We start from the raw sequence: 19,334 nt of genomic DNA on the forward strand, positions 1-19,334 counted from the left end.
CGCGCCGACTGTAGCCGGCGCGGGGCGTTCCTGCTGCGCGGCCTACGGGCGGTCCGGCTGCGGCGGCTGGCCCGGCACCGGCAGGCCGCTGCGCTGCGGGCCGCGCGACTCGCCAGGTCCCCGGGGCTGCTGCTGCATCTGCTGGGCGCGTTGCTGCACTTCCTGCGCCTGGCGCATCGCGTTCGCCTGCTGCGCCTGCTGGGCTTGCAGCATCTGCATCTGCTGTTGCGCCTGCATCTGTTGCTGCGCGCGCTGGGCCTGCATCTGCTGCATCGCCTGCATCTGCTGGGCCTGCGCCTGGGCCGCGCGCTGCTGGGCCTCCTGCTGCAGGTGCATGGCCTGCTGCTGAGCCTGTGCCTGCGCCTGGACGGCGCGTTGCTGGGTCTCGATCTGCTGGCGCTGCGCCTGCTGCATCTGCAGCGCCTGCTGCTGTTGCAGTTGCTGGGCTTGTTGCAGCCGCTGTGCCTGCTGTTGCTGCTGGGCCTGCTGCATCTGCTGCGCCTGCACCGCGCGCTGCTGCAGTTGCTGTTGCTGTTGCAGCTGCGGAGCCTGCTGGAACTGCGGCGTCTGCTGCATCTGCTGGGCCTGCTGCAGCTGCTGGAATTGCCGCAGTTGCAGCGCGGCCTGGGGCGGCGGCGGTGTGCCGGGGCGGCCGAAGCCGCCATGGCCCCGGTCGCCGGGCGGCACCGGCGCGCCCATGCCGGCGGGCACGCCCGTCAGCTGGCTGGGCGGCAGCCGGACCATGTCGCGCCGGCCGGTCGGGCCGCGACCGAAGGCGTCGGTGGGGACCACCGTGACGGCGCCGGGCAGCTGCTGGTTGGCGAAGCCGCCGTTGCGCGCCGCCAGCTGCCGCTGGAAGGCGGCCCGGTTGGCCTCGTCGACATAGCGCTGGCTGGCGCGGTAGCCCGGCCGCCAGGGTTCGCCGGGCGCCAGCGGGAACCAGCCGACGCCGTGGCGGCCGTTGCCGATCGCGAGGTTGGCGCTGGCGGCACCGCCGACGAAGCCGACCAGCGCCGGCGCGTAGACCGGGCGCGCCTGCCGCGGCCCGGGCACCCAGCCCCAGCGCGGACCGATGCGGGCCCAGCGTCCGTAATGGGCGGGCGCGAAGCCCCAGGGCGCGGCATCGATCCAGGTCCAGCCCCAGGGCGCCACCTCGACCCATTGGCCGTCGCGGTAGGGCGCCCAGTCGGCGTCGACATTGCGCGGATACCAGACGCTGCCGTAGCCCGGGTCGTTCTGCCAGTCGCCGTAGGCGTCCAGCTGCTGGTAGCCGACCACGTCGCGCGAGACGTAGCGCGCCGAGATCGACTGGTCCTCGATGCGATCCCGCTCGGCCACCCAGCGATCGAAGCCCGTGCCGGTGCGCACCGCGGCGCCGCTCGCGGCCTCGAGGTTGCGACCCGAGATGGTGAGCTGCTGCCGTGCGCCGACGGCGACCGACTCGCCCCCTTCGCCGAACAGCGTCACCTGGCCGGCCGCCACGGTGACCCGGGTCGTGCCGGCCGCCGGGTCGGTCTCGATGCGGTAGTCGCCGGGGCCGTCGATCACCATGGCGAGGTTCGCGGTGTCGACCTCGATGCGCTGGCCCGCCAGGTCCTCGCGCACGCGCAGTTGCAGCCGCCCCTGGGCGGCGGTGATGCGGGCGGTGTCGTCGTCGAGCTCGGACAGGGTGATGGCGGTCTGCTCGTCGAGGCGCAGCGCCGTGGCGCCCAGCGACAGCTCGGCCCGCGCATTGCGGTCGGTCCAGAGGCGGTCGCCGGTGGTGATCGGGCGATTCGGGCCCAGCTCGAACCAGTCGTCGGCGCCGGCCGGCGAGAAGCTCACCGTGCCCTGCTGATCGTTCAGGCGGCCGACCCGGCCGGGCGGGTCTGGCTGGGCCAGCGCCGGGAGCCCGGCGAGCAGCAACGCCAGGGCGAGCAGCCAGCGGGCCGCGCGGCCGGAAAGGAGGGGGTCAAGGTGCATCATCGAGGGCTTTCTTTCGTCTCTTTGCACTCAACGCGCTACAGCGGATGCGCGACGGCATCCGCTTTGCAAAGCAAGGAAATATTTGGCCCTTGCAGGCAACCGCGTGTAAGCCGAGCTTGCGCCCGGCTGCAGGTCGACCGCGCCTTCTCAGGGCGTGGCGGCGGCCGCCACCTTCCGGTGGCTCAGGAAGAAGCGCAGCATCTCCGCGCTCGCATCCGGCCCCGAAGGGTCGGTGTAGGAGCCGCGCGCGCTGCCCCCCGACCAGGCGTGGCCGGCGCCGTGCAGAAGCCACTGCTCGACCGCCGCCCGGCCGCGCGCGTCCACATGCACGCGGCGGGTGAAGGCGCGGCCCTGCGGCGACCGGCCGTCCGACGCCTGCACCCGCGTGGCGGCGCCGTCCTGGGCGGCCAGCGCGGCCCGGACCACCGCCTCGCCGTTGCGGGCGTGGACGGTGCCGTCGGCATCGCCATGGAAGACGATGGTGGGCACGCCCGGGCCGTCCGTCGCGCCCGAGGCGGCCGCGGCGGGCCCGTTCTTCATCGCGGCCATGGCCGACATCAGGTCGCTGGCCGCACCGCTCGGCAGCCCCGAGTGCACGCCGACCGCCGCGAAGAGGTCCGGGTAGCTGCGCCCCAGGATGTCGGCCATCGCACCGCCGGCCGACAGGCCGGCCACGTAGACGCGCTCGGGGTCGATGTCGTGGGCGTCGATCACCGACTGGGTCAGCGCGGCCAGCAGGGCCGGCTCGCCGCGCCCGCGCCGCTGGTGCTGCGACTTGAACCAGTTCCAGCACTTGGAGGCGTTGGCATGCTGGGTCTGGGCCGGGTAGAGGACCAGGAAGCCGTGCTCTCGCGCCAGCTGGTTCATCTGCGTGCCGGCCGCGAAGTCGTCGGGGTTCTGGGTGCACCCATGCAGCATCACGACCAGCGGGCGAGGGCCCGCGGCCTGCGTGCCGGGGACGAAGAGCTTGTAGGCAATGGGGCGGTGCTGGTGGGCGAACACGCCGTCGCTCCACTGCTCCACGCCGGTTTCGCGCGCCGGTGGCGGCGCCGCCGGCGGCGTTTCAGGCGCGGGTGCGGGCTCGACGAAGCGCGCCTCGACATCGAGGACCCGGGCCTCGTCGTTCGCCGCCGGGGTGGCGGTCGCCCGGTCGGTGGCGCGGGTGGCTGCGTCGGCGCCGCCGCCCAGGGCGCGCTGGATCGCCCGCGTCGCCTCCTGCAGCTGGCCGACCTGGGTCAGTTGGGTGGCCTTGCGCATCAGTCGTTCGAACAGGGGATTCATGGGGAGCCTTGGAGAGAGAAAAATGAAGGGGAGGGCCTCAACGCAGCCGATCGGCCAGCGCGGCCTTGACCGCGGCGCTCGCATGCAGGGCGCCGAGCACCGTGACGGACCCGATGGTTTCGAGCGCCAGTTCGGGCGTGACGTCGGCCGAGATGGTGGCCAGGCCGAGCACCCGGATCTCCAGCTTCTCGCCGGCCCGGCGCACCGCCTCGAGGTCGGCGGCGCTGAACTGCTGCAGCCCGAGCACCAGCATCTTGCGGGCCACCACCTGCTTCAGCGCCTCGCCGTGGGCCGTCAGTTGGTTGCGGATCGCGGTGCGGATGAAGTCGGTGCGATTCGAATAGAAGCCCTCCGCCACCAGCAGGTCGATCTGGCCGAGGTCGACGTAGCCGAGGTTGATGGTGATCTTCTCGGCTTCGGGCAATTTGGGCCGCGGGGGCGGAAGAGGGGTGTGGATTTGCATGTCGCCATCCTACCACCATCCGTGTGGATGGTGTTGGGATGGTAAATCCCTGCCCGCAACTTGGTGAAGAATCAGGGCATGACTGATTCCGACCACTCTTCCTCCACCGCCGCCGCCGGCCGCGACGAGATCCGGCCGGCCGCCGGCTACGCGGGCGACGTGACGCCCGAACTGGCTGCGCAATGGGTCGCCCGCGGCGACGCCGTGCTGGTCGACGTGCGCAGCGACGCTGAACGCGAATGGGTCGGCTACGTGCCGGGCGGGGTGGGACTGGCGTGGAAGCAGTGGCCGGGCATGGCGCCCAACCCCGGCTTCGACGACGGCCTGAGGGCGGCCGTGCCGGCCGGCCGGAAGGCGGTGCTGCTGTGCCGCAGCGGCGTGCGCTCGGTGGCGGCCGCCAGGCGCGCCACCGAACTCGGCATCGAGGCTTACAACATCCTCGAAGGCTTCGAAGGCAATCCCGACGAGGAAGGCCATCGCGGCCGCCAGGGCGGCTGGCGCTTCCGCGGCCTGCCCTGGAAACAGAACTGAGGTCGCGCCGCTCAGGCCGGCGCGGCCCGGGCGGACTCAGAGCTTCGGGATGCGCAGTTTCTGGCCCGGATAGATCTTGTCCGGATGGCTCAGCATCGGCTTGTTGGCCTCGAAGATCGCGTTGTACTTGTTGGCATCGCCGTAGTACTTCTTGGAGATCGCCGACAGCGTGTCGCCGCGAACCACGTCGTGGTACTGCGCCGGGTCGGCCGCGGGCGCGACGAGGTTGTTGTCGACCTGCGTCACGTTGGCCACGTTGCCGGCGGCGAGCGAGGCCTTCTCGCTGGCTTCCTGCGAAGGCGCGTTGCCGGACAGCGTGACGACCCCGCTGCTCGCGACGTAGGTGACCGCGAGCCCGGTCAGGCCCAGGTTCTGGGTCTCGATGTAGGTCTTGATGGCGGCCGCGGCGGCCGCATCCTTGTCCGGCTCGGCCGCGTGCGCGGACGAACCGCCGAACAGCTTCTCCCCAGCCTCCTTGATGAAACTCAGCAAACCCATGGTTTTCTCCTTCTGCCTTGGTGGATCGGACGGACCACTTTAACGGCGGAAGATGGTGCTTTCGCGTAGGCGGCGGTCGCATGTGCAAGCGGCCGTAAGCACAAGTCGCAATAATGCCGCGCATGGCATTCCTCGCGATCGACATCGGCAACACCCGCCTCAAGTGGTCCCTCTACGATGCGGCGCGGCCCGGCGCCGTGCCGATCGCGCACGGGGCCGAGTTCCTCGACCACATCGAGCGGCTGGCCGAGGGCCCGTGGGCCGACCTGCCGCCGCCCGAGTCGATGCTCGGCTGCGTGGTCGCGGGTGACGCGGTGCGGCGCCGGGCCGAGGAGCAGTTGGTGGAGCGCTTCGAGTGCTCGCCGCGCTGGGTGGTGTCGAGCCAGGCCGAGGCCGGGATCGTCAATGGCTACGACCACCCGACCCGGCTCGGTGCCGACCGCTGGGTGGCCATGATCGGCGCGCGCCACCGCATGATGGCGCAGGGCGCGCCGCGGCCGATGGTGGTCGTGATGATCGGCACCGCGGTCACGGTCGAGGCGGTGGACGTGCACGGCAAGTTCCTCGGCGGCCTGATCCTGCCCGGCCACGGCATCATGCTGCGCGCGCTCGAGTCCGGCACCGCCGGGCTGCACGTGCCGACCGGCGAGGTGCGCGAGTTCCCGACCAACACCAGCGACGCCCTGACCAGCGGCGGCACCTACGCGATCGCGGGCGCGGTCGAGCGCATGGTGCAGCACGTGCGGGCCCATTGCGGCGCCGAGCCGGCCTGCTTCATGACCGGCGGCGCGGGCTGGAAGATGGCGCCGAGCATGAACGGCGATTTCGAGCTGGTCGACAGCCTCATCATGGACGGGCTGCTGGTGATCGCGCAGGAGCGCATGCTGGCCGGCTGAACGGCGCGCCGCTCAGCCCTTCCAGAGCTGCGTCGCGGTGTGGATCAAGAGCCCCACCAGCCCGCCGACCAGCGTGCCGTTGACCCGGATGAACTGCAGGTCGCGGCCGATGTTGCGCTCCAGTTCCACGGTCATCTCGTCGGCGTTCCACTCGGCCACGCGCTCCACGATGTAGCGCCGGATGTCCTCGCGGTAGCGCTCGATCGCCCGCGGGGCCGCATCCACGATCTGTTCGTTGATCCAGCGCCGCATCGCCTCGTCGGCCGAGAGCCGCGCACCGAGCGTGCCGGCCATCGCGACCAGCCGCTGCCGGATGCTCGAGTCGGTCTTCGCGAGGTCGTCGTGCAGCCAGGCGAGCAGCTCGCTCCACAGGCCGTGCAGGTAGTCGCCGAGCGCCGGATGGGCCTGCAGGTCGGCCCGGAGGGCCTCGCCGCGGCGCTGGAATTCGGGGTCGGTCTTGAGCCGCTCGACGAAGCCGGTCATGTAGGCGTCGAAGCGCAGCCGCAGCGGATGCGCCGGCTCGGCCGCCATCTCGCCCAGGGTATGGACCGCCGCGGCCACGATCTTGCGCGTCGCCAGCCGGGCCGCCATCTGGTCCAGCCCGACATAGCGCAGGGTCTTGATCTCGCGCGCGATCGCCTCGGTGATGCGCTCCTGCATCTCCTCGCCCTCGACCACGGCCGTGACCTGGCGCAGGACGTCGTCGAGCAGCGCGTGGTGGCGTCCGCCCGCGGTCAGCGCATCGAGCGCCTGGCCGGCCAGCCGGGCCAGGTCCACCTGCGCGAGCCCGGCCGCCGCCATCCGGCCGAGGAAGTCGCGCACCCGGGCGTCGTCGAAGGCCGTCAGGGCGTAGCGCACGGCCGCCACCAGGTGGCCGCCGAGCTTGTCGGCGCTCTCGGGCCGCGAGAGCCAGTCCGCCAGGCGGGCGGCCGGGTCGAGCTGGGCCAGCTTGGCCAGCACCTGCGGCGTGCTCAGGAAGTTGTTGCAGATGAAGCCGGCGAGCCGGGCCCCGATGCGGTCCTTGTTGGCCGGGATGATCGCGGTGTGCGGGATCGGCAGGCCGAGCGGATGGCGGAACAGCGCCACCACCGCGAACCAGTCGGCGATGGCGCCGACCATCGCCGCCTCGGCAAAGGCCGCCACGTAGCCCCAGGCCGGATGGCGGGCCTCCAGCGCGGTCGCCAGCGCATAGAGCAGCGCGGCAGCGCCCAGCAGGGCCAGCGCGATGCGTTTCATGCCGCGGGCCGGGTCAGCGGATCTCCTTGGCCGCGGCCAGCCCCTGCAGGAACTGCTCGCAGCGCGCCAGCTGCTCCAGCGTGACGTACTCGTCGGGCTGGTGCGCCTGGGTGATGCTGCCGGGGCCGCAGACCACGGTCGGGATGCCGGCGTTCTTGAACAGTCCGGCCTCGGTGCCGAAGGCCACCAGCGTGGTGCGCGACTCCTTCGCCAGCCGCTGGGCGAGCCGGGTCACGGGCTCGTCGGCGGCACTCAGGAAGCTCGGGATCTCGCAGATGGTCTCGAAGCTGAAGCCGGCCTCGGGCGCCACCTTCTTCATCGCGACCTCGGTGCGGCTGGCGAAGTCGGCGACTTCCTTCTGCATCCGCGCCGCGTCGGCGGTCGGCAGGTTGCGAAACTCGTAGCGAAACTCGGCGTCGCGCGGCACCACGTTGTCGGCGATGCCGCCGTGGAACTGGCCCACGCTGGCGGTGCTGAAGGGAACGTCGAAGCCTTCGTAGCGCCGCTCGTCGCGCTCGAAGCCCTCGGCCATGTCGCGCAGCTTGCCGACCACCCGCGCCGCCATCTCGATCGCATTGACCGACTGCGGCGTCAGCGACGAATGCGCCTCCTTGCCGCGCACGCAGCACTTGTAGCGGTAGACGCCCTTGTGCGCGATCGCCGGGATCATCAGCGTGGGCTCGCCGATGATGCAGGCCAGCGGCTTGACGCCCTGGTCCTTCATGTCGGCGATCAGCTCCCGGACGCCGAAGCAGCCGACTTCCTCGTCGTAGCTGAAGGCGAAGTGCACTGCGAACGGCGAGTCGCTCTCGATGAAGCGCTCGGCATTGGCCAGGGCGAGTGCGATGAAGCTCTTCATGTCGGCGGCGCCGCGGCCGTAGAGGCGCGGCTCGACCTTTGCCGACTCGGCATCGGCGTCGTCCGCCGGCCAGTCCTGCACGATCGCCGACAGCGGGTCGACGCTCCAGTCCTGCCCGTCCCAGGGCACGGTGTCGGTGTGGCCCGAGACGATCACGCCGGCCTTCTTGCCGGCGCCCAGGGTGGCGAACAGATTGGCCTTGGTCTTGTCGGCGTTGTAGGTGAGTCGGCTGCGCACGCCGAGGCCGGCCAGGTGGTCGCGCGCGAAATCGATCAGCTCGAGGTTGCTGTTGGCGCTGAGGGTGTTCATGCGCACCAGCGTCTGCGCGAGTTCGAGGCTGCGGGGGGAAAGCACGTAGGGCATGCGGCCCATTGTCCGGGAAGTTGGCGCCGCCTGGCCGCGGCCGCGCAAGTGTCATGGCCGTGGGGTAGGCTGGAGCGTTAAATCCTTCCCGGAGAAGAGACATGATGCCCAGCCAGACCCCGATCGCCGCCGCACTGGCCGCGGCGCTTTGCCTCGCAGCCTGCAGCGCGCCGGGCGGCCCCGGCGCCCGCCTGCCCACGCTGGACGGCCAGCCGCCCCTGGTCGTCGCGCACCGGGGCGCCTCCGGCTACCTGCCGGAGGAGACGCTGGAGGCCTACGCCCGCGCCATCGAGCTGGGCGCCGACTACATCGAGATGGACCTGGTGTCGACCCGGGACGGCGTGCTGATCACCCGCCACGATCCCAACCTGGCGATCAGCACCGACGTCGCCAGCCGGCCCGAATTCGCGGCCCGCAAGAAAACCATCCAGGTCGACGGCGAGACCCAGACCGGCTGGTTCAGCAACGATTTCACGCTGGCCGAGATCCAGCGGCTGGGCGCCATCTCGACCGATGCCGAGCGGCCGCAGCAGTTCAACGGCCAGTACAAGGTGCCGACCTTCCAGCAGGTGATCGACCTCGCCAAGGCGAAATCGGGAGAGAAAGGCCGCACCATCGGCATCTACCCCGAGACCAAGAATCCGACCTACTTCCGCGACCTCGGCCTCCCGCTGGAAGACAAGCTGATCGCGATGCTCGAGGCCGCCGGCTGGAACAGCCGCGGCGCGCCGGTCTTCGTGCAGTCCTTCGAGCCCGGCAGCCTGAAGTACATGAAGGGCAAGGGCCTGAAGACGAAGCTGGTCCAGCTGATCGACGGCGACGGCATCGACCTGAAGACCGGCGCCATGACCTACGCGGTGCCGGTCGACCGCCCCTACGAATGGACCAAGGCCGGCGACCGCCGCAACTTCGACGTCATGGTGACGCCGGCCGGCCTGGCCGAGATCAGGACCTATGCCGACGGCATCGGGCCCTGGAAGCGCTACATCGTCAGCACCCGGGGCACGATCGGCGCCGACGGCAAGCCCGTCGACGTCAACCGCGACGGCAAGATCAACGATGCCGACGCGGTGTCGACCGCGCCGACCACGCTGGTCGCGGACGCCCACAAGGCCGGACTGTTCGTGCACCCGTTCACCTTCCGCAACGAGTCGCGGCGGCTGGCCAGCGACTACAAGGGCAATCCGGCCAACGAGTACCTGGTCTTCTACCGGCTCGGCGTGGACGGTGTCTTCACCGATTTCACCGACACCGCGCTGGCGGCGCGCGGCGGCTGGGTGAAGGAGATGGGGCGCTGAGGCGTCAGGCGGGCGACTCGGCCGCGAGCAGCGCCCAGCACATGCGCACCAGTTCGGCTTCGAACTCGCGCGTGCCGAGCACCGGCGAATCCTCGAGCACCGCGGCACGCACGGTGCCCATCAGCGCCCGGGTCAGTACGAAGGCCTGGGCCGGGGTCGGCGGACGAAGCGCCGGATGCGCGACGCGCTGCAAGTGCAGTGCGATGCATTCGGCGGCTTCGCGCAGCGAATGCACGGCCGAATCGAGATGGTCCGCGCGCCAAGCCAGCTTGACCAGTGCGCGCCGGCCAGGGTCGATGGCGGCGAAGGCGCCGAGGTAGATCCGAACGAACTCGCGCAGCATGGCCTCGGGTGGCAGCGCGGGTTCGCCGACGCGTCCGAGCAGATCGTCCAGCTGGCGCATCACCCGCGCACGCTCCTGCCTGACCATCGCCTCGACGATGTCCTCACGCGTCGAGAAATACTGGTAGAGCGTGCCAATCGACACGCCGGCGCGCTCGGCGATCCGGTTGGTGGTCAACGCCTCCTCGCCCTCTTCGACCGCCAACAGGCCGGCGGCTTCAAAGATCGCGGCGACCGTATGCTGCGCCCGACTTTGCGTCGGGCTGCGGCGGGGGCGGAATCCGGTGGGAGACGGCATGTGGTGTGGCGGGAATATGAGGGAAATGCGAGTTTCGGGTCGATGGGCGGACGCCTAGAGTGCGGGCATTCCAGAACGCGGAGACCCCACATCATGAAACAACCCTTCGTCATTTACTACCGCCGGGGCACCGCCTGGCTCGACGGCCGGACGGTCTTCGAGCAGCCGCTCCAAGACCACCTGGCCTACATGAAAAGCCTTGCGGCCGCAGGCACGCTGCGGCTCGGCGGGCCGTTCACCGATGACTGCGGCGGCATGGTCGTGATCGACGCCGAAGGCGCCGACGAGGCGCGGGCGATCATGGAGGCCGATCCCGCCGTGCGCGACCGCGTGATGGAAGCCGAGGCGCACCCCTGGAAATTGTTGGCAGGCGCGCTGTAGTCCACGGCACGATCTTTGCGGGCTCCATCCGCAAAGCCTAGACTCCTGCCCATGAAACTCATCGATTCCCTCGTCACCCAGGCGGCCGGCATCGCCGCGGTCCGACGCGACCTGCATGCCCATCCCGAACTCTGCTTCGAAGAAGTACGCACCGCCGACGTGGTGGCGGCCAAGCTGACCGAGTGGGGGATTCCGGTCCACCGCGGGCTCGGCACCACCGGGGTGGTGGGCATCGTCAAGAATGGCAGCAGCGAGCGCGCCGTCGGCCTGCGCGCCGACATGGACGCGCTGCCGGTCACCGAGCTCAACACCTTCGAACACGCCAGCCAGCACCACGGCAAGATGCACGCCTGCGGCCACGACGGCCACACCGCGATGCTGCTGGCGGCGGCGCAGCACCTGGCCACGCACCGCAACTTCGACGGCACGGTCTACCTGATCTTCCAGCCGGCCGAGGAGGGCGGCGGCGGCGCCCGCGAGATGATCAAGGAGGGCCTGTTCGAGCAGTTCCCGATGGAGGCGGTGTTCGGCATGCACAACTGGCCCGGCATGAAGGCCGGTCAGTTCGCGGTCAGCCCCGGGCCGGCCATGGCCTCGAGCAACGAGTTCACGATCCGGATCACGGGCAAGGGCGGCCATGCGGCACTGCCGCACACGGGCATCGATCCGGTGCCGGTGGCGTGCGAAATGGTGCAGGCCTTCCAGACCATCATCACGCGCAACAAGAAGCCGACCGATCCCGGCGTGATCTCGGTCACGATGATCCACGGCGGCGAAGCCACCAACGTGATCCCCGACAGCTGCGAGATCAAGGGCACGGTGCGCACCTTCTCGCTCGAAGTGCTGGACCTGATCGAGTCGCGCATGAAGACCGTGGCCGAACATGTCTGCGCCGCCCACGAGGCGGAGTGCGACTTTCGCTTTCACCGCAACTACCCGCCGACCATCAACTCGGCCGCCGAAGCCAACTTCGCGCGCCGCGTGATGGCCGGCATCGTCGGCGCCGACAACGTGCTGGTGCAGGAGCCGGCCATGACGGCCGAGGACTTCGCCTTCATGCTGCTGGCCAGGCCGGGCGCCTATGCCTTCATCGGCAATGGCGACGGCAGCCACCGCGCCATGCACCACGGCGGCGGCCCGTGCCTGCTGCACAACGCGAGCTACGACTTCAACGACGACCTGATCCCGCTCGGCGCCACCTGCTGGGTGCAGTTGGCCGAACAGTTCCTCAACGGCCCGAAGCTGGCCGAAGGGAGCGCGGCATGATCGGCATCGCAGAAGCCTTTTCCGCCCGCTATGCGCAGGCCCGCCAGAAGTTCCTGCAGGGCTGCGACGGCGCCGGCCTCGACGTGCGCTCGCATGTCCACCCGCTGAAGGGCCGCGATGGCGAAGAGCTCGCGATGGACGTCGCGCTCGACGGCGATCCGCAGGCCGAGCGCATGCTGATCGTCACCAGCGCCTGCCATGGCGTCGAGGGACACTGCGGCAGCGGCGTGCAGGTGTTCGCCTTGCACGACGCCGAATGGCGCGAGAAGGCCAAGGCGCAGGGCGTGGCCGTGCTGTATGTGCATGCGCTCAATCCGCACGGCTTCTCGCACGGCCGCCGCGTGACCAACGAAAACTGCGACCTGAACCGCAACTTCTTCGATTTCACCGAACCGCTGCCGGTCAACCAGGACTATGGGCAGATCCACGCGCTGCTGCTGCCCGAACAATGGCCGCCGAGCGCGGCCAACGAGACCGCCCTCGGCGCCTGGAGCGAGAAGCACGGCCCCACCGCCTACCAGGCGGCCGTGACCCGCGGCCAGTACCAGTTCGACGACGGCCTGTTCTTCGGCGGCCAGGCGCCGACCTGGAGCAACGACACGCTGCGCCGGGTGCTGCGTACGCAGGTGCAGGCGGCCCGCCGGCTGGCCTGGATCGACCTCCACACGGGGCTGGGCCCGAACGGCCTCGGCGAACGGATCTTTTCCTGCCGCGACGACCCGGCCGCCTATGCGCGCGCCAACGCCTGGTGGGGCACGCCGGCCGCGCCGGTGACCTCGATCTACGACGGTTCCTCGACCTCGGCCTTCCTGACCGGCCTGATGTGGAGCGCGATCTACGAGGAATGCCCCGAGGCCGAGTACACCGGCATCGCCCTCGAATACGGCACGGTGCCGGTGATGCAGGTGGTGGGCGCGTTGCGGGCCGACCACTGGCTGCACAAGCACCCCGAGGCGCCGCCCGAACTGGCCGCCTCGATCCGGGCCCAGATGCTGGAAGCCTTCTACACCGACACCGACGCCTGGCGCGGCCAGATCATCAGCCAGGCCCGGCAGGCGATGTTCCAGGCGGTGGATGGGCTGGCGAGCTAGGTCCTGATCCGGCCGTCGCCGGTGATCATCGACAGTTCGACGAACTTCGATGCCACGTGGTTGCGCGGCGAGAACGAGACCTCGAAGCCACCGAACTGCTGCCGGTCGATGCTCTCGAGGCCGGCGATCAGGCCCTCGCGCGTCGCCTTGCCGGGGGCCCGGCGCAGCCCCTCGGCCAGCACCTTGGCCGCGATGTAGCCTTCCAGGCTCGAGAAATTGGCCTTGGTGGCGCCGCCGCTCTTGCGCTGCGCCTCGTTGAACTCGCGCGTGATGGCATTCGCCGCGTTGTAGGGCGAGGGCACGACCTGCGTCACGACCACGCCGGCGCCGTCCTTGCCGAGCTCGTCCGCCAGCGCCTGCGTGCCGACGAAGGACACGTTGAAGAAGGTGCCGCCATAGCCCGCCTTGCGGGCCTCGCGGATGAAGGCGGCGCACGACTTGTAGGCGCTGACCTGGACCACGGCGTCGGGCTTGGCGGCGGCGATGGTCTTCACCGCGGCGGCGACGTCGACCGAGTTGCGTTCGACCGTGGCGAGCGCGGTCGGCTTCAGGTCGAGTTGCGCCAGCGCCAGGGTCACGCCGTCGAGGCCGGCCTTGCCGTAGGCGTCGTTCTGGTAGAAGACCGCGATCTTCTTGAGGCCCAGGTGGGTGAGCTGCTTGACGATCAGCGCGGTCTCGTCGTTGTACGAGGCGCGCAGGTGGAAGACGTTCCTGTGGAAGGGCTCGCGCAGCGCCATCGCGCCAGTGAAGGGGGCGATGAACGGCACCTTGGCGTTGACCGCCAGCGGCAGCGCCGCCAGGCTGGTCGGCGTGCCGATGTAGCCGAACAGCGCGAACGCCTCCTCGTCGATCAGCCTCTTGGTGTTGGCCGCGCAGCGCTCGGGCTCGTAGCCGTCGTCCAGGAACTTGATCTGGACGTCGCGATGGCCCGGCTGCGCGTTGTACTGGTCGAGGTAGAGCTTGGCGCCTTCGTAGAACTGGATGCCCAGCTGCGCGGCCGGCCCGCTGAAAGGGGCGGACTGGCCGAGGAGGATCGGCGTGTCGCTCTGCGCCCGCGCCGGCTGGAAGCCGGCCAGCGCCGCGGCGCCGGTGGCGATGGAAAAATGTCTGCGGCTGATCATCGTGAATACCCCTTTGCGCGTGTTCGCATCGTTCAAACTAGACTTGCGGGTTGGTCTTCGCTCCGGTCGAACAATGACTACCCCCACCCCCTCGAATTCAGCGTCCCAGGTGCTCGGCGCCTGTCCGCACGACTGCCCCGACACCTGCGCCCTCGTGACCACCGTGCAGGACGGCGTCGCCGTCAAGCTGCAAGGCAATCCCGAGCACCGGCACACCGCCGGCGTGCTCTGCACCAAGGTCTCGCGCTACATCGAGCGCAACGACCACCCCGAGCGCCTGGTCCAGCCGATGAAGCGCGCCGGCCCCAAGGGCAGCGGCCGCTTCGAGCCGGTGAGCTGGGACGCGGCGCTCGACGACATCGCCTCCCGCCTGAATGTATTGAAAGGTAACAATCCCGAAGGGATTCTCCCCTACAGTTACGCCGGAACCATGGGTCTTGTGCAGGGCGAGTCGATGGATCGTCGTTTTTTCCACAAGCTCGGCGCGTCGCTGCTGGACCGCACGATCTGCTCGACCGCGGGCGGTGAGGCTTTAAGTTTTACTTTGGGTGGCAAGGTGGGCATGCGGGTGGAATTCTTCGCCGAAGCGCGCCTGATCCTGATCTGGGGCAGCAACTCGATCGCCAGCAACCTGCATTTCTGGCGCCATGCGCAGGCCGCGAAACGCGCCGGCGCCCGGCTGGTGTGCATCGATCCGCGCAAGACCGAGACCGCCGACAAGTGCGACGAGCACGTGGCGCTGCTGCCGGGCACCGACGGCGCGCTGGCAATGGCCCTGATGCACGAGCTGATCGTGAACGACTGGCTCGACCACGACTACATCGAGCGCCACACGCTCGGCTGGGACGCGCTGCGCGCGCGTGCGCTCCAATGGCCGCCGGCGCGCGCCGCCGCGGTCTGCGGCGTGCCGGAGGCGCAGATCGTGGCGCTGGCGCGCGCCTACGGCACCACCCGGCCGGCCGCGATCCGGCTCAACTACGGCATGCAGCGGGTGCGCGGCGGCGGCAATGCGGCGCGCGCCGTGGCCTGCCTGCCGGCGCTGGTCGGCGCCTGGCGCGAGCGGGCCGGCGGGCTGCTGCTGAGCAGTTCGGGCCAGTACCCCGTGAACCGGGCGGCCCTGCAGCGCCCCGACCTGCTGGCGGGGCGCCGGCCGCGCACCATCAACATGAGCACCATCGGCGACGCGCTGACCGACACGGCGAACCCGGTCGAGGCCCTGATCGTCTACAACAGCAACCCGGTCGCGGTCGCGCCCGATTCCGGCAAGGTGTTGGCCGGCTTCGCGCGCGAGGATCTCTTCACGGTGGTGCTGGAGCAGTTCCAGACCGACACCGCCGACTACGCCGACTACCTGCTGCCGGCCACCACGCAGCTCGAGCACTGGGACATCCACACCAGCTACGGCCACACCGACGTGCTGCTGAACCAGCCGGCCGTCGCCCCGCGCGGCCAGGCCCGCAGCAACACCTGGGTATTCCGCGAACTGGCGCGCCGCATGGGCTTCGACGAGCCGTGCTTCTCCGACGACGATCAGGCCGTCTGCCGCAGCGCCTTCGCGCCCGAGGTGGTCGACTTCGGCGAATTGCAGGCGCGCGGCTTCGCGACGCTGAAGCTGCCGGACGCGCCCTTCGCCGAAGGCAATTTTCCGACCGCTTCGGGGCGCTGCGAGTTCTTCAGCGAGCGGCTGGCGGCGATGGGCCAGGACGGTTTGCCCGACCACCTGCCCAACCACGAGCCCTTCGGCAGCTCGACCGCGTTCCCGCTGGCGATGATCTCGCCGCCGGCGCGCAATTTCCTCAATTCGAGCTTCGTCAACGTGCGCAGCCTGCGCGCGATCGAGGGCGAGCCGCTGCTCGAGATCCACGCCGCCGACGCGGCCGCGCGCGGCATCGCCGACGGCGCAACGGTGCGCATCTTCAACCAGCGCGGCGAGCACCGCTGCCGCGCCGAGATCTCGCGCCGCGCCCGGCCCGGCGTGGTGCATGGCCTGGGCATCTGGTGGCGCAAGCTCGGGCTCGACGGCACCAACGTCAACCAGCTCACCAGCCAGCGGCTGACCGACATCGGGCGCGGGCCCACCTTCTACGACTGCCTGGTCGAGGTCGAAGCCGTCGCGGTTCCGGAGCCGGCCGCGTCATGAGGACTGGCAGGCGCGGCGCGACAGCGCTGGCGGGGATCGCCGCGGCGGCGCTGCTGGCGGGCTGCGCCGACCTCGGCTACTACTGGCAATCGGCCAGCGGGCACCTGGGCCTGATGCGCGCCGCCCGGCCGGTGCCCGAGTGGCTCGACGACCCGGCTGCGTCGGAGGCGCTCAAGACCAAGCTGGCGCTGACGCAGCGCATCCGCCAGTTCGCGGTGGCCGAACTCGGCCTGCCGGACAACGACAGCTACAAGTCCTATGCCGACCTGCACCGCAATGCGGCGCTGTGGAACGTGGTCGCCGCACCGCCGCACGCGCTGACTTTGAAGACCTGGTGCTTCCCGGTGGCCGGCTGCGTCGGCTACCGCGGCTACTACGACGAGACCGCCGCCAAGGCCGAGGCCGCCGCCCAGCAGTCGCAAGGCTTCGAAACCGCCGTCTACCCGGTGCCGGCGTACTCGACCCTGGGCTGGATGAACTGGGCCGGCGGCGATCCGCTGCTGTCCACCTTCATCGGCTATCCGGAAGGCGAGCTGGCCCGGCTGGTGTTCCACGAACTCGCACACCAGGTGTTGTACGTGCCCGATGACACCATGTTCAACGAGTCCTTCGCGACCGCGGTGGAGCGCATCGGCGGGGCGCGCTGGCTGCGCACGCAGGCCGGCGAGGCGGCGCGGCTCGACTACGCGCAGTTCGATGGCCGCCGCCAGCAGTTCCGCGCGCTCACGGCCGAGACGCGGCGGGCGCTGGATGCGATCTACGGCTCGCCCGCGGCCAAGGCACAGGATTGGCCGACGGTCGACGCCATGAAGGCCGACGCGATGGCCGATTTCCGGCAAGGCTATGCCAAGCTGCGCGCCGGCTGGGCCGGTCCGCGGCAAGCCGTCTACGACGGCTGGGTGGCGCGAGCCAACAACGCGATGTTCGGCGCCCAGGCCGCCTACGACGAACTGGTGCCGGGCTTCGAGGCCCTGTTCGAGCGCGAAGGCGAAGACTGGCCGCGCTTCTACGCGGCGGTCAAGCGGCTGGCCGAACTGCCCAAGGCGGAGCGCCGGCAGGCGCTGCGGACCGAGGCCGCGCCGGCGACGGCGGGCAACCCGACAAATCAACAAGCAGGAGGCCGAGGTGGCTGACATCGTGATCGAACGCGCCCACACACTCGGCCTGGCCGGTGCCCGGGAGGTCGCGCGCCGCTGGATGCGCAAGGCCGAAGAGGCCTACGGCCTGGACTGCCGCTATGTCGAAGGCGCGGACGGCGACCAGGCGGAATTCAGCCGCGACGGCGTCGATGGACGGGTCGAGGTCGGCGCCGACCGCCTCCGGCTCGAGGCCACGCTGGGCTTCCTGTTCGGGGCGTTCAGCGAACAGATCGAGCAGCGGCTGGCGAGCAGCCTCGACGATTTGCTGGCCGGCGCTGCACCGGCCTGAGGCGCCGCTCAGCGCAGCGATTCGATCAGGTCGACGTACTGCTGCTTGGCCTCGTCGGCGCTCAATCCCTTGCGCGCGGTCCAGGCGTCCCACTTGGCGCGCGCCACGATGTCGCTGAAGCTGGGCTTCTTCTCGCCGTTGTCGCCCGCCGTCGCCTGCTTGAACAGGCCGTAGATCTTCAGCAGGGTGGGGTTGTCCGGGCGCTCGGCGAGCAGCTTGGAGTTGGCTTGGGCGGATTCGAACAGGGCGTTCAGGTCGGACATGAAAGATGGATGCAGGATGAGGAACGAAGCGCGATCTTAAGTGACGGCGCCGTTAAGTTAAGTCAATCGATCAAGCCGGCCCGCGCGAGTTCGACGTCGAGCCGCTCCCGGGCGTCGGCCGGTTCGAGGTGGGCCGCCCGCTCGTAGAGCCGGGTGGCTTCGGGCATGCATGAATCGCCGTGCAGCATCAGCAGCCCGCGGGCGTATTCGATCAGCGCACTGGCCGAGCGGGGGTTGAGCTGCAGCCCGCGCTCGAACAGGGAGACGGCGGCGTCGGCGCGCACGCCGTAGGTCATGCGGCCCACCAGCGAGCCAACCTTGTCGATCACCTCGGCGTGGAAGGCCGCGAGCGCCACGTGGGCATCGGCGTGCTGCGGCCGCAGCTCGATCAGGTGCTCGAGCGCGCCCTTGACCTTGGTCCCGAGGCCCTGGGCCAGGGCCCGCGCCACGCTGATGCCCTGGCTGTAGCGCCCCAGCGCGTAGGCCTGCCAGTACAGGGCCTGGCAATGGTCCGGGTCGGACGCGATCTGGGCGGTGGCGCGCTCGGCCACCTGCTTGAACAGCGCCTGCCGCACGGACTCCCGCGGCTCGAGGTAGTTGGCGTAGATCGCCGTCGCCTGGTTGGCGAGCGCCAGGCCTTCGGGCGCGTGCGCCAGCCCGAGCGCGGCGGCGCGCTCGAAATCCCCGCTGTGGTAGAGCGCCCAGCCCTCGGCCAGCGGTCCCTGCGGTGGCGGCAGCTCCTGTCCGACGTGCAGCCGCGGCCAGTGCAGGTGCAGGTCGGAGACGTTGAAGCGGGGCCCGTCGCGGTAGGGCAGCCGGGTCCATTGCCCCACCGCGTCGGGATCCCGGGGCGAAAGCAGCGAAAGCGGGTCGGGTGGGGGAGGATTCATTCGCAATATGAGGTGTCAGGCCATCGCGGATTGATCTTCGCCAGCATAAGCGCTGCTGAGGGCCAGCAGGTGGCGGCGTTGCTCGGTGGCGAGATAAGGCGCCAGCAGGTGCAGGGTGTGGTGGGCGCCGCGCATCAGCGCCCCCTGGGCGTGGGCCGGCTCCAGGGCCTCGCGCGGGTTGCGCACGTATTCGTAGCTGAGCCAGTAGGTCAGCACCACCACCATGCTCTGCGCCAGGGTGTCGACTTCCCGGGCGTCGATGTCGAGGTGGCCGGCGCGGCCCAAGCCGGCGATCAGGGCCCGGATGGCACGGGCCTTGTTCTTGAGCACCAGCTGGAACTGGGTTTCGAGATGGCGGTTCTTGCTGAGCAGGTCGTTCAGGTCGCGGTAGAGGAAGCGGTAGCGCCAGATCAGCTCGAACAGGCTGTGCATGAAGAACCAGGCGTCTTCGACGTCGTGCACGCCTTCGCTGGCGTGCAGCAGTTCGAGCAGCTCGGTCTCGTAGCCCTCGTAGAGCCGGTTGATCAGCTCGTCCTTGGCGGGGTAGTGGTAGTAGAGATTGCCGGGGCTGATGTTGAGCTCGCCGGCGACCAGGGTGGTGGAGACGTTCGGTTCCCCGAACCGGTTGAACAGGTCAAGTGCGGCTTCGAGGATGCGTTGCGCAGTGCGGCGTGGCGCTTTCTTGGCCATGTCGTAGCCCCGGTTTGTCTCGTGGGGAGCACTC

The 19,334-nt window shown here is 70.1% G+C and carries 20 protein-coding genes; 9 read left to right on the forward strand and 11 right to left on the reverse strand.

The genetic code is table 11. The features are described 5' to 3' along the window. Nucleotides 1–42: 42 nt before the first annotated feature. From QTI33_RS14120 to QTI33_RS14130, 3 genes are all read right to left on the reverse strand, one after another. Nucleotides 43–1,962: a DUF6600 domain-containing protein gene (locus tag QTI33_RS14120; RefSeq protein WP_286506657.1), complete on the reverse strand. Its 1,920-nt coding sequence runs from the start codon at nucleotides 1,960–1,962 to the stop codon at nucleotides 43–45. 150 nt (nucleotides 1,963–2,112) lie between these two features. Continuing rightward, complete coding sequence (locus tag QTI33_RS14125; protein WP_286506658.1) at nucleotides 2,113–3,246, reverse strand: extracellular catalytic domain type 1 short-chain-length polyhydroxyalkanoate depolymerase; 1,134 nt, start codon at nucleotides 3,244–3,246, stop codon at nucleotides 2,113–2,115. Between the two features lie 37 nt (nucleotides 3,247–3,283). Beyond that, nucleotides 3,284–3,709: a ribbon-helix-helix domain-containing protein gene (locus tag QTI33_RS14130; protein WP_286506660.1), complete on the reverse strand. Its 426-nt coding sequence runs from the start codon at nucleotides 3,707–3,709 to the stop codon at nucleotides 3,284–3,286. Between the two features lie 78 nt (nucleotides 3,710–3,787). Between QTI33_RS14130 and QTI33_RS14135 the strand changes: the two genes are divergently transcribed. Then, nucleotides 3,788–4,240, forward strand: a complete 453-nt coding sequence (locus QTI33_RS14135; RefSeq protein ID WP_286506661.1) for a rhodanese-like domain-containing protein — start codon at nucleotides 3,788–3,790, stop codon at nucleotides 4,238–4,240. 36 nt (nucleotides 4,241–4,276) lie between these two features. Here the strand turns inward: QTI33_RS14135 and lysM are convergent, their stop codons facing one another. Continuing rightward, a complete protein-coding gene (gene lysM / locus QTI33_RS14140) occupies nucleotides 4,277–4,738 on the reverse strand; it encodes a peptidoglycan-binding protein LysM (RefSeq protein ID WP_286506662.1) in 462 nt (153 codons plus the stop codon). A gap of 122 nt (nucleotides 4,739–4,860) precedes the next feature. Here lysM and QTI33_RS14145 point away from each other — a divergent pair, with 122 nt between their 5' ends. Then, nucleotides 4,861–5,634, forward strand: coding sequence for a type III pantothenate kinase (locus QTI33_RS14145; protein ID WP_286506663.1), 774 nt, complete (start codon nucleotides 4,861–4,863; stop codon nucleotides 5,632–5,634). Between the two features lie 12 nt (nucleotides 5,635–5,646). Here QTI33_RS14145 and QTI33_RS14150 read toward each other — a convergent pair whose 3' ends face one another. Beyond that, the gene (locus tag QTI33_RS14150) at nucleotides 5,647–6,870 is read right to left on the reverse strand and encodes a DUF445 domain-containing protein (RefSeq protein ID WP_286506664.1); all 1,224 of its coding nucleotides are present in this window, start codon (nucleotides 6,868–6,870) and stop codon (nucleotides 5,647–5,649) included. Nucleotides 6,871–6,883: 13 nt separating this feature from the next. Beyond that, nucleotides 6,884–8,092: an acetylornithine deacetylase gene (gene argE, locus QTI33_RS14155; RefSeq protein WP_286506665.1), complete on the reverse strand. Its 1,209-nt coding sequence runs from the start codon at nucleotides 8,090–8,092 to the stop codon at nucleotides 6,884–6,886. A gap of 101 nt (nucleotides 8,093–8,193) precedes the next feature. Here argE and QTI33_RS14160 point away from each other — a divergent pair, with 101 nt between their 5' ends. Further along, nucleotides 8,194–9,390 carry a glycerophosphodiester phosphodiesterase gene (locus QTI33_RS14160; protein WP_286506666.1) on the forward strand — a complete coding sequence of 399 codons (1,197 nt, stop codon included), beginning with the start codon at nucleotides 8,194–8,196 and terminating at the stop codon, nucleotides 9,388–9,390. A gap of 4 nt (nucleotides 9,391–9,394) precedes the next feature. On the opposite strand, the gene QTI33_RS14165 is transcribed toward QTI33_RS14160, so the two are convergent. Continuing rightward, nucleotides 9,395–10,030, reverse strand: coding sequence for a TetR/AcrR family transcriptional regulator (locus tag QTI33_RS14165; protein ID WP_286506667.1), 636 nt, complete (start codon nucleotides 10,028–10,030; stop codon nucleotides 9,395–9,397). Between the two features lie 93 nt (nucleotides 10,031–10,123). Here QTI33_RS14165 and QTI33_RS14170 point away from each other — a divergent pair, with 93 nt between their 5' ends. From QTI33_RS14170 to QTI33_RS14180, 3 genes are read left to right on the forward strand one after another with little or no spacing between them, the layout of a single operon-like run. Beyond that, a complete protein-coding gene (locus QTI33_RS14170) occupies nucleotides 10,124–10,411 on the forward strand; it encodes a YciI family protein (protein WP_286506668.1) in 288 nt (95 codons plus the stop codon). Nucleotides 10,412–10,462: 51 nt separating this feature from the next. Next, nucleotides 10,463–11,677, forward strand: a complete 1,215-nt coding sequence (locus QTI33_RS14175) for a M20 aminoacylase family protein (protein WP_286506669.1) — start codon at nucleotides 10,463–10,465, stop codon at nucleotides 11,675–11,677. Further along, nucleotides 11,674–12,768: a M14 family metallopeptidase gene (locus QTI33_RS14180; protein WP_286506670.1), complete on the forward strand. Its 1,095-nt coding sequence runs from the start codon at nucleotides 11,674–11,676 to the stop codon at nucleotides 12,766–12,768. The genes QTI33_RS14175 and QTI33_RS14180 overlap by 4 nt, the downstream gene beginning before the upstream one ends. On the opposite strand, the gene QTI33_RS14185 is transcribed toward QTI33_RS14180, so the two are convergent. After that, the gene (locus tag QTI33_RS14185) at nucleotides 12,765–13,889 is read right to left on the reverse strand and encodes an ABC transporter substrate-binding protein (protein ID WP_286506671.1); all 1,125 of its coding nucleotides are present in this window, start codon (nucleotides 13,887–13,889) and stop codon (nucleotides 12,765–12,767) included. The genes QTI33_RS14180 and QTI33_RS14185 overlap by 4 nt on opposite strands. A gap of 73 nt (nucleotides 13,890–13,962) precedes the next feature. Between QTI33_RS14185 and QTI33_RS14190 the strand changes: the two genes are divergently transcribed. Genes QTI33_RS14190 through QTI33_RS14200 form a run of 3 tightly spaced genes read left to right on the forward strand, consistent with a single transcriptional unit; the run spans nucleotide 13,963 to nucleotide 17,457 of the window. Next, complete coding sequence (locus QTI33_RS14190; protein ID WP_286506672.1) at nucleotides 13,963–16,029, forward strand: molybdopterin-containing oxidoreductase family protein; 2,067 nt, start codon at nucleotides 13,963–13,965, stop codon at nucleotides 16,027–16,029. After that, nucleotides 16,026–17,162, forward strand: a complete 1,137-nt coding sequence (locus tag QTI33_RS14195; RefSeq protein WP_286506673.1) for an aminopeptidase — start codon at nucleotides 16,026–16,028, stop codon at nucleotides 17,160–17,162. Before QTI33_RS14190 ends, QTI33_RS14195 begins: the two co-directional genes overlap by 4 nt. Then, nucleotides 17,155–17,457 (forward strand): polyhydroxyalkanoic acid system family protein, encoded by a 303-nt coding sequence (locus QTI33_RS14200; protein WP_286506674.1) that lies wholly within the window; start codon nucleotides 17,155–17,157, stop codon nucleotides 17,455–17,457. The genes QTI33_RS14195 and QTI33_RS14200 overlap by 8 nt, the downstream gene beginning before the upstream one ends. Before the next feature lie 8 nt (nucleotides 17,458–17,465). On the opposite strand, the gene QTI33_RS14205 is transcribed toward QTI33_RS14200, so the two are convergent. The 3 genes from QTI33_RS14205 to QTI33_RS14215 form a co-directional block, all read right to left on the reverse strand. Then, complete coding sequence (locus QTI33_RS14205; protein ID WP_286506675.1) at nucleotides 17,466–17,720, reverse strand: acyl-CoA-binding protein; 255 nt, start codon at nucleotides 17,718–17,720, stop codon at nucleotides 17,466–17,468. 62 nt (nucleotides 17,721–17,782) lie between these two features. Further along, nucleotides 17,783–18,610 (reverse strand): tetratricopeptide repeat protein, encoded by an 828-nt coding sequence (locus QTI33_RS14210; RefSeq protein ID WP_286506676.1) that lies wholly within the window; start codon nucleotides 18,608–18,610, stop codon nucleotides 17,783–17,785. A gap of 15 nt (nucleotides 18,611–18,625) precedes the next feature. Beyond that, complete coding sequence (locus QTI33_RS14215; RefSeq protein ID WP_286506677.1) at nucleotides 18,626–19,300, reverse strand: TetR/AcrR family transcriptional regulator; 675 nt, start codon at nucleotides 19,298–19,300, stop codon at nucleotides 18,626–18,628. Nucleotides 19,301–19,334 lie beyond the last annotated feature (34 nt).

Origin of the sequence: Variovorax davisae (genome assembly GCF_030316845.1) — a bacterium.
Lineage (GTDB): Bacteria > Pseudomonadota > Gammaproteobacteria > Burkholderiales > Burkholderiaceae_C > Variovorax > Variovorax davisae.

What these genes read in the sequence shown, in the direction of transcription:
- QTI33_RS14120 (WP_286506657.1), bottom strand. Translation starts at nt 1,962, where the DNA reads ATGCACCTTGACCCCCTCCTTTCCGGCCGCGCGGCCCGCTGGCTGCTC.
- QTI33_RS14125 (WP_286506658.1), bottom strand. Translation starts at nt 3,246, where the DNA reads ATGAATCCCCTGTTCGAACGACTGATGCGCAAGGCCACCCAACTGACC.
- QTI33_RS14130 (WP_286506660.1), bottom strand. Translation starts at nt 3,709, where the DNA reads ATGCAAATCCACACCCCTCTTCCGCCCCCGCGGCCCAAATTGCCCGAA.
- QTI33_RS14135 (WP_286506661.1), top strand. Translation starts at nt 3,788, where the DNA reads ATGACTGATTCCGACCACTCTTCCTCCACCGCCGCCGCCGGCCGCGAC.
- lysM (WP_286506662.1), bottom strand. Translation starts at nt 4,738, where the DNA reads ATGGGTTTGCTGAGTTTCATCAAGGAGGCTGGGGAGAAGCTGTTCGGC.
- QTI33_RS14145 (WP_286506663.1), top strand. Translation starts at nt 4,861, where the DNA reads ATGGCATTCCTCGCGATCGACATCGGCAACACCCGCCTCAAGTGGTCC.
- QTI33_RS14150 (WP_286506664.1), bottom strand. Translation starts at nt 6,870, where the DNA reads ATGAAACGCATCGCGCTGGCCCTGCTGGGCGCTGCCGCGCTGCTCTAT.
- argE (WP_286506665.1), bottom strand. Translation starts at nt 8,092, where the DNA reads ATGCCCTACGTGCTTTCCCCCCGCAGCCTCGAACTCGCGCAGACGCTG.
- QTI33_RS14160 (WP_286506666.1), top strand. Translation starts at nt 8,194, where the DNA reads ATGATGCCCAGCCAGACCCCGATCGCCGCCGCACTGGCCGCGGCGCTT.
- QTI33_RS14165 (WP_286506667.1), bottom strand. Translation starts at nt 10,030, where the DNA reads ATGCCGTCTCCCACCGGATTCCGCCCCCGCCGCAGCCCGACGCAAAGT.
- QTI33_RS14170 (WP_286506668.1), top strand. Translation starts at nt 10,124, where the DNA reads ATGAAACAACCCTTCGTCATTTACTACCGCCGGGGCACCGCCTGGCTC.
- QTI33_RS14175 (WP_286506669.1), top strand. Translation starts at nt 10,463, where the DNA reads ATGAAACTCATCGATTCCCTCGTCACCCAGGCGGCCGGCATCGCCGCG.
- QTI33_RS14180 (WP_286506670.1), top strand. Translation starts at nt 11,674, where the DNA reads ATGATCGGCATCGCAGAAGCCTTTTCCGCCCGCTATGCGCAGGCCCGC.
- QTI33_RS14185 (WP_286506671.1), bottom strand. Translation starts at nt 13,889, where the DNA reads ATGATCAGCCGCAGACATTTTTCCATCGCCACCGGCGCCGCGGCGCTG.
- QTI33_RS14190 (WP_286506672.1), top strand. Translation starts at nt 13,963, where the DNA reads ATGACTACCCCCACCCCCTCGAATTCAGCGTCCCAGGTGCTCGGCGCC.
- QTI33_RS14195 (WP_286506673.1), top strand. Translation starts at nt 16,026, where the DNA reads ATGAGGACTGGCAGGCGCGGCGCGACAGCGCTGGCGGGGATCGCCGCG.
- QTI33_RS14205 (WP_286506675.1), bottom strand. Translation starts at nt 17,720, where the DNA reads ATGTCCGACCTGAACGCCCTGTTCGAATCCGCCCAAGCCAACTCCAAG.
- QTI33_RS14210 (WP_286506676.1), bottom strand. Translation starts at nt 18,610, where the DNA reads ATGAATCCTCCCCCACCCGACCCGCTTTCGCTGCTTTCGCCCCGGGAT.
- QTI33_RS14215 (WP_286506677.1), bottom strand. Translation starts at nt 19,300, where the DNA reads ATGGCCAAGAAAGCGCCACGCCGCACTGCGCAACGCATCCTCGAAGCC.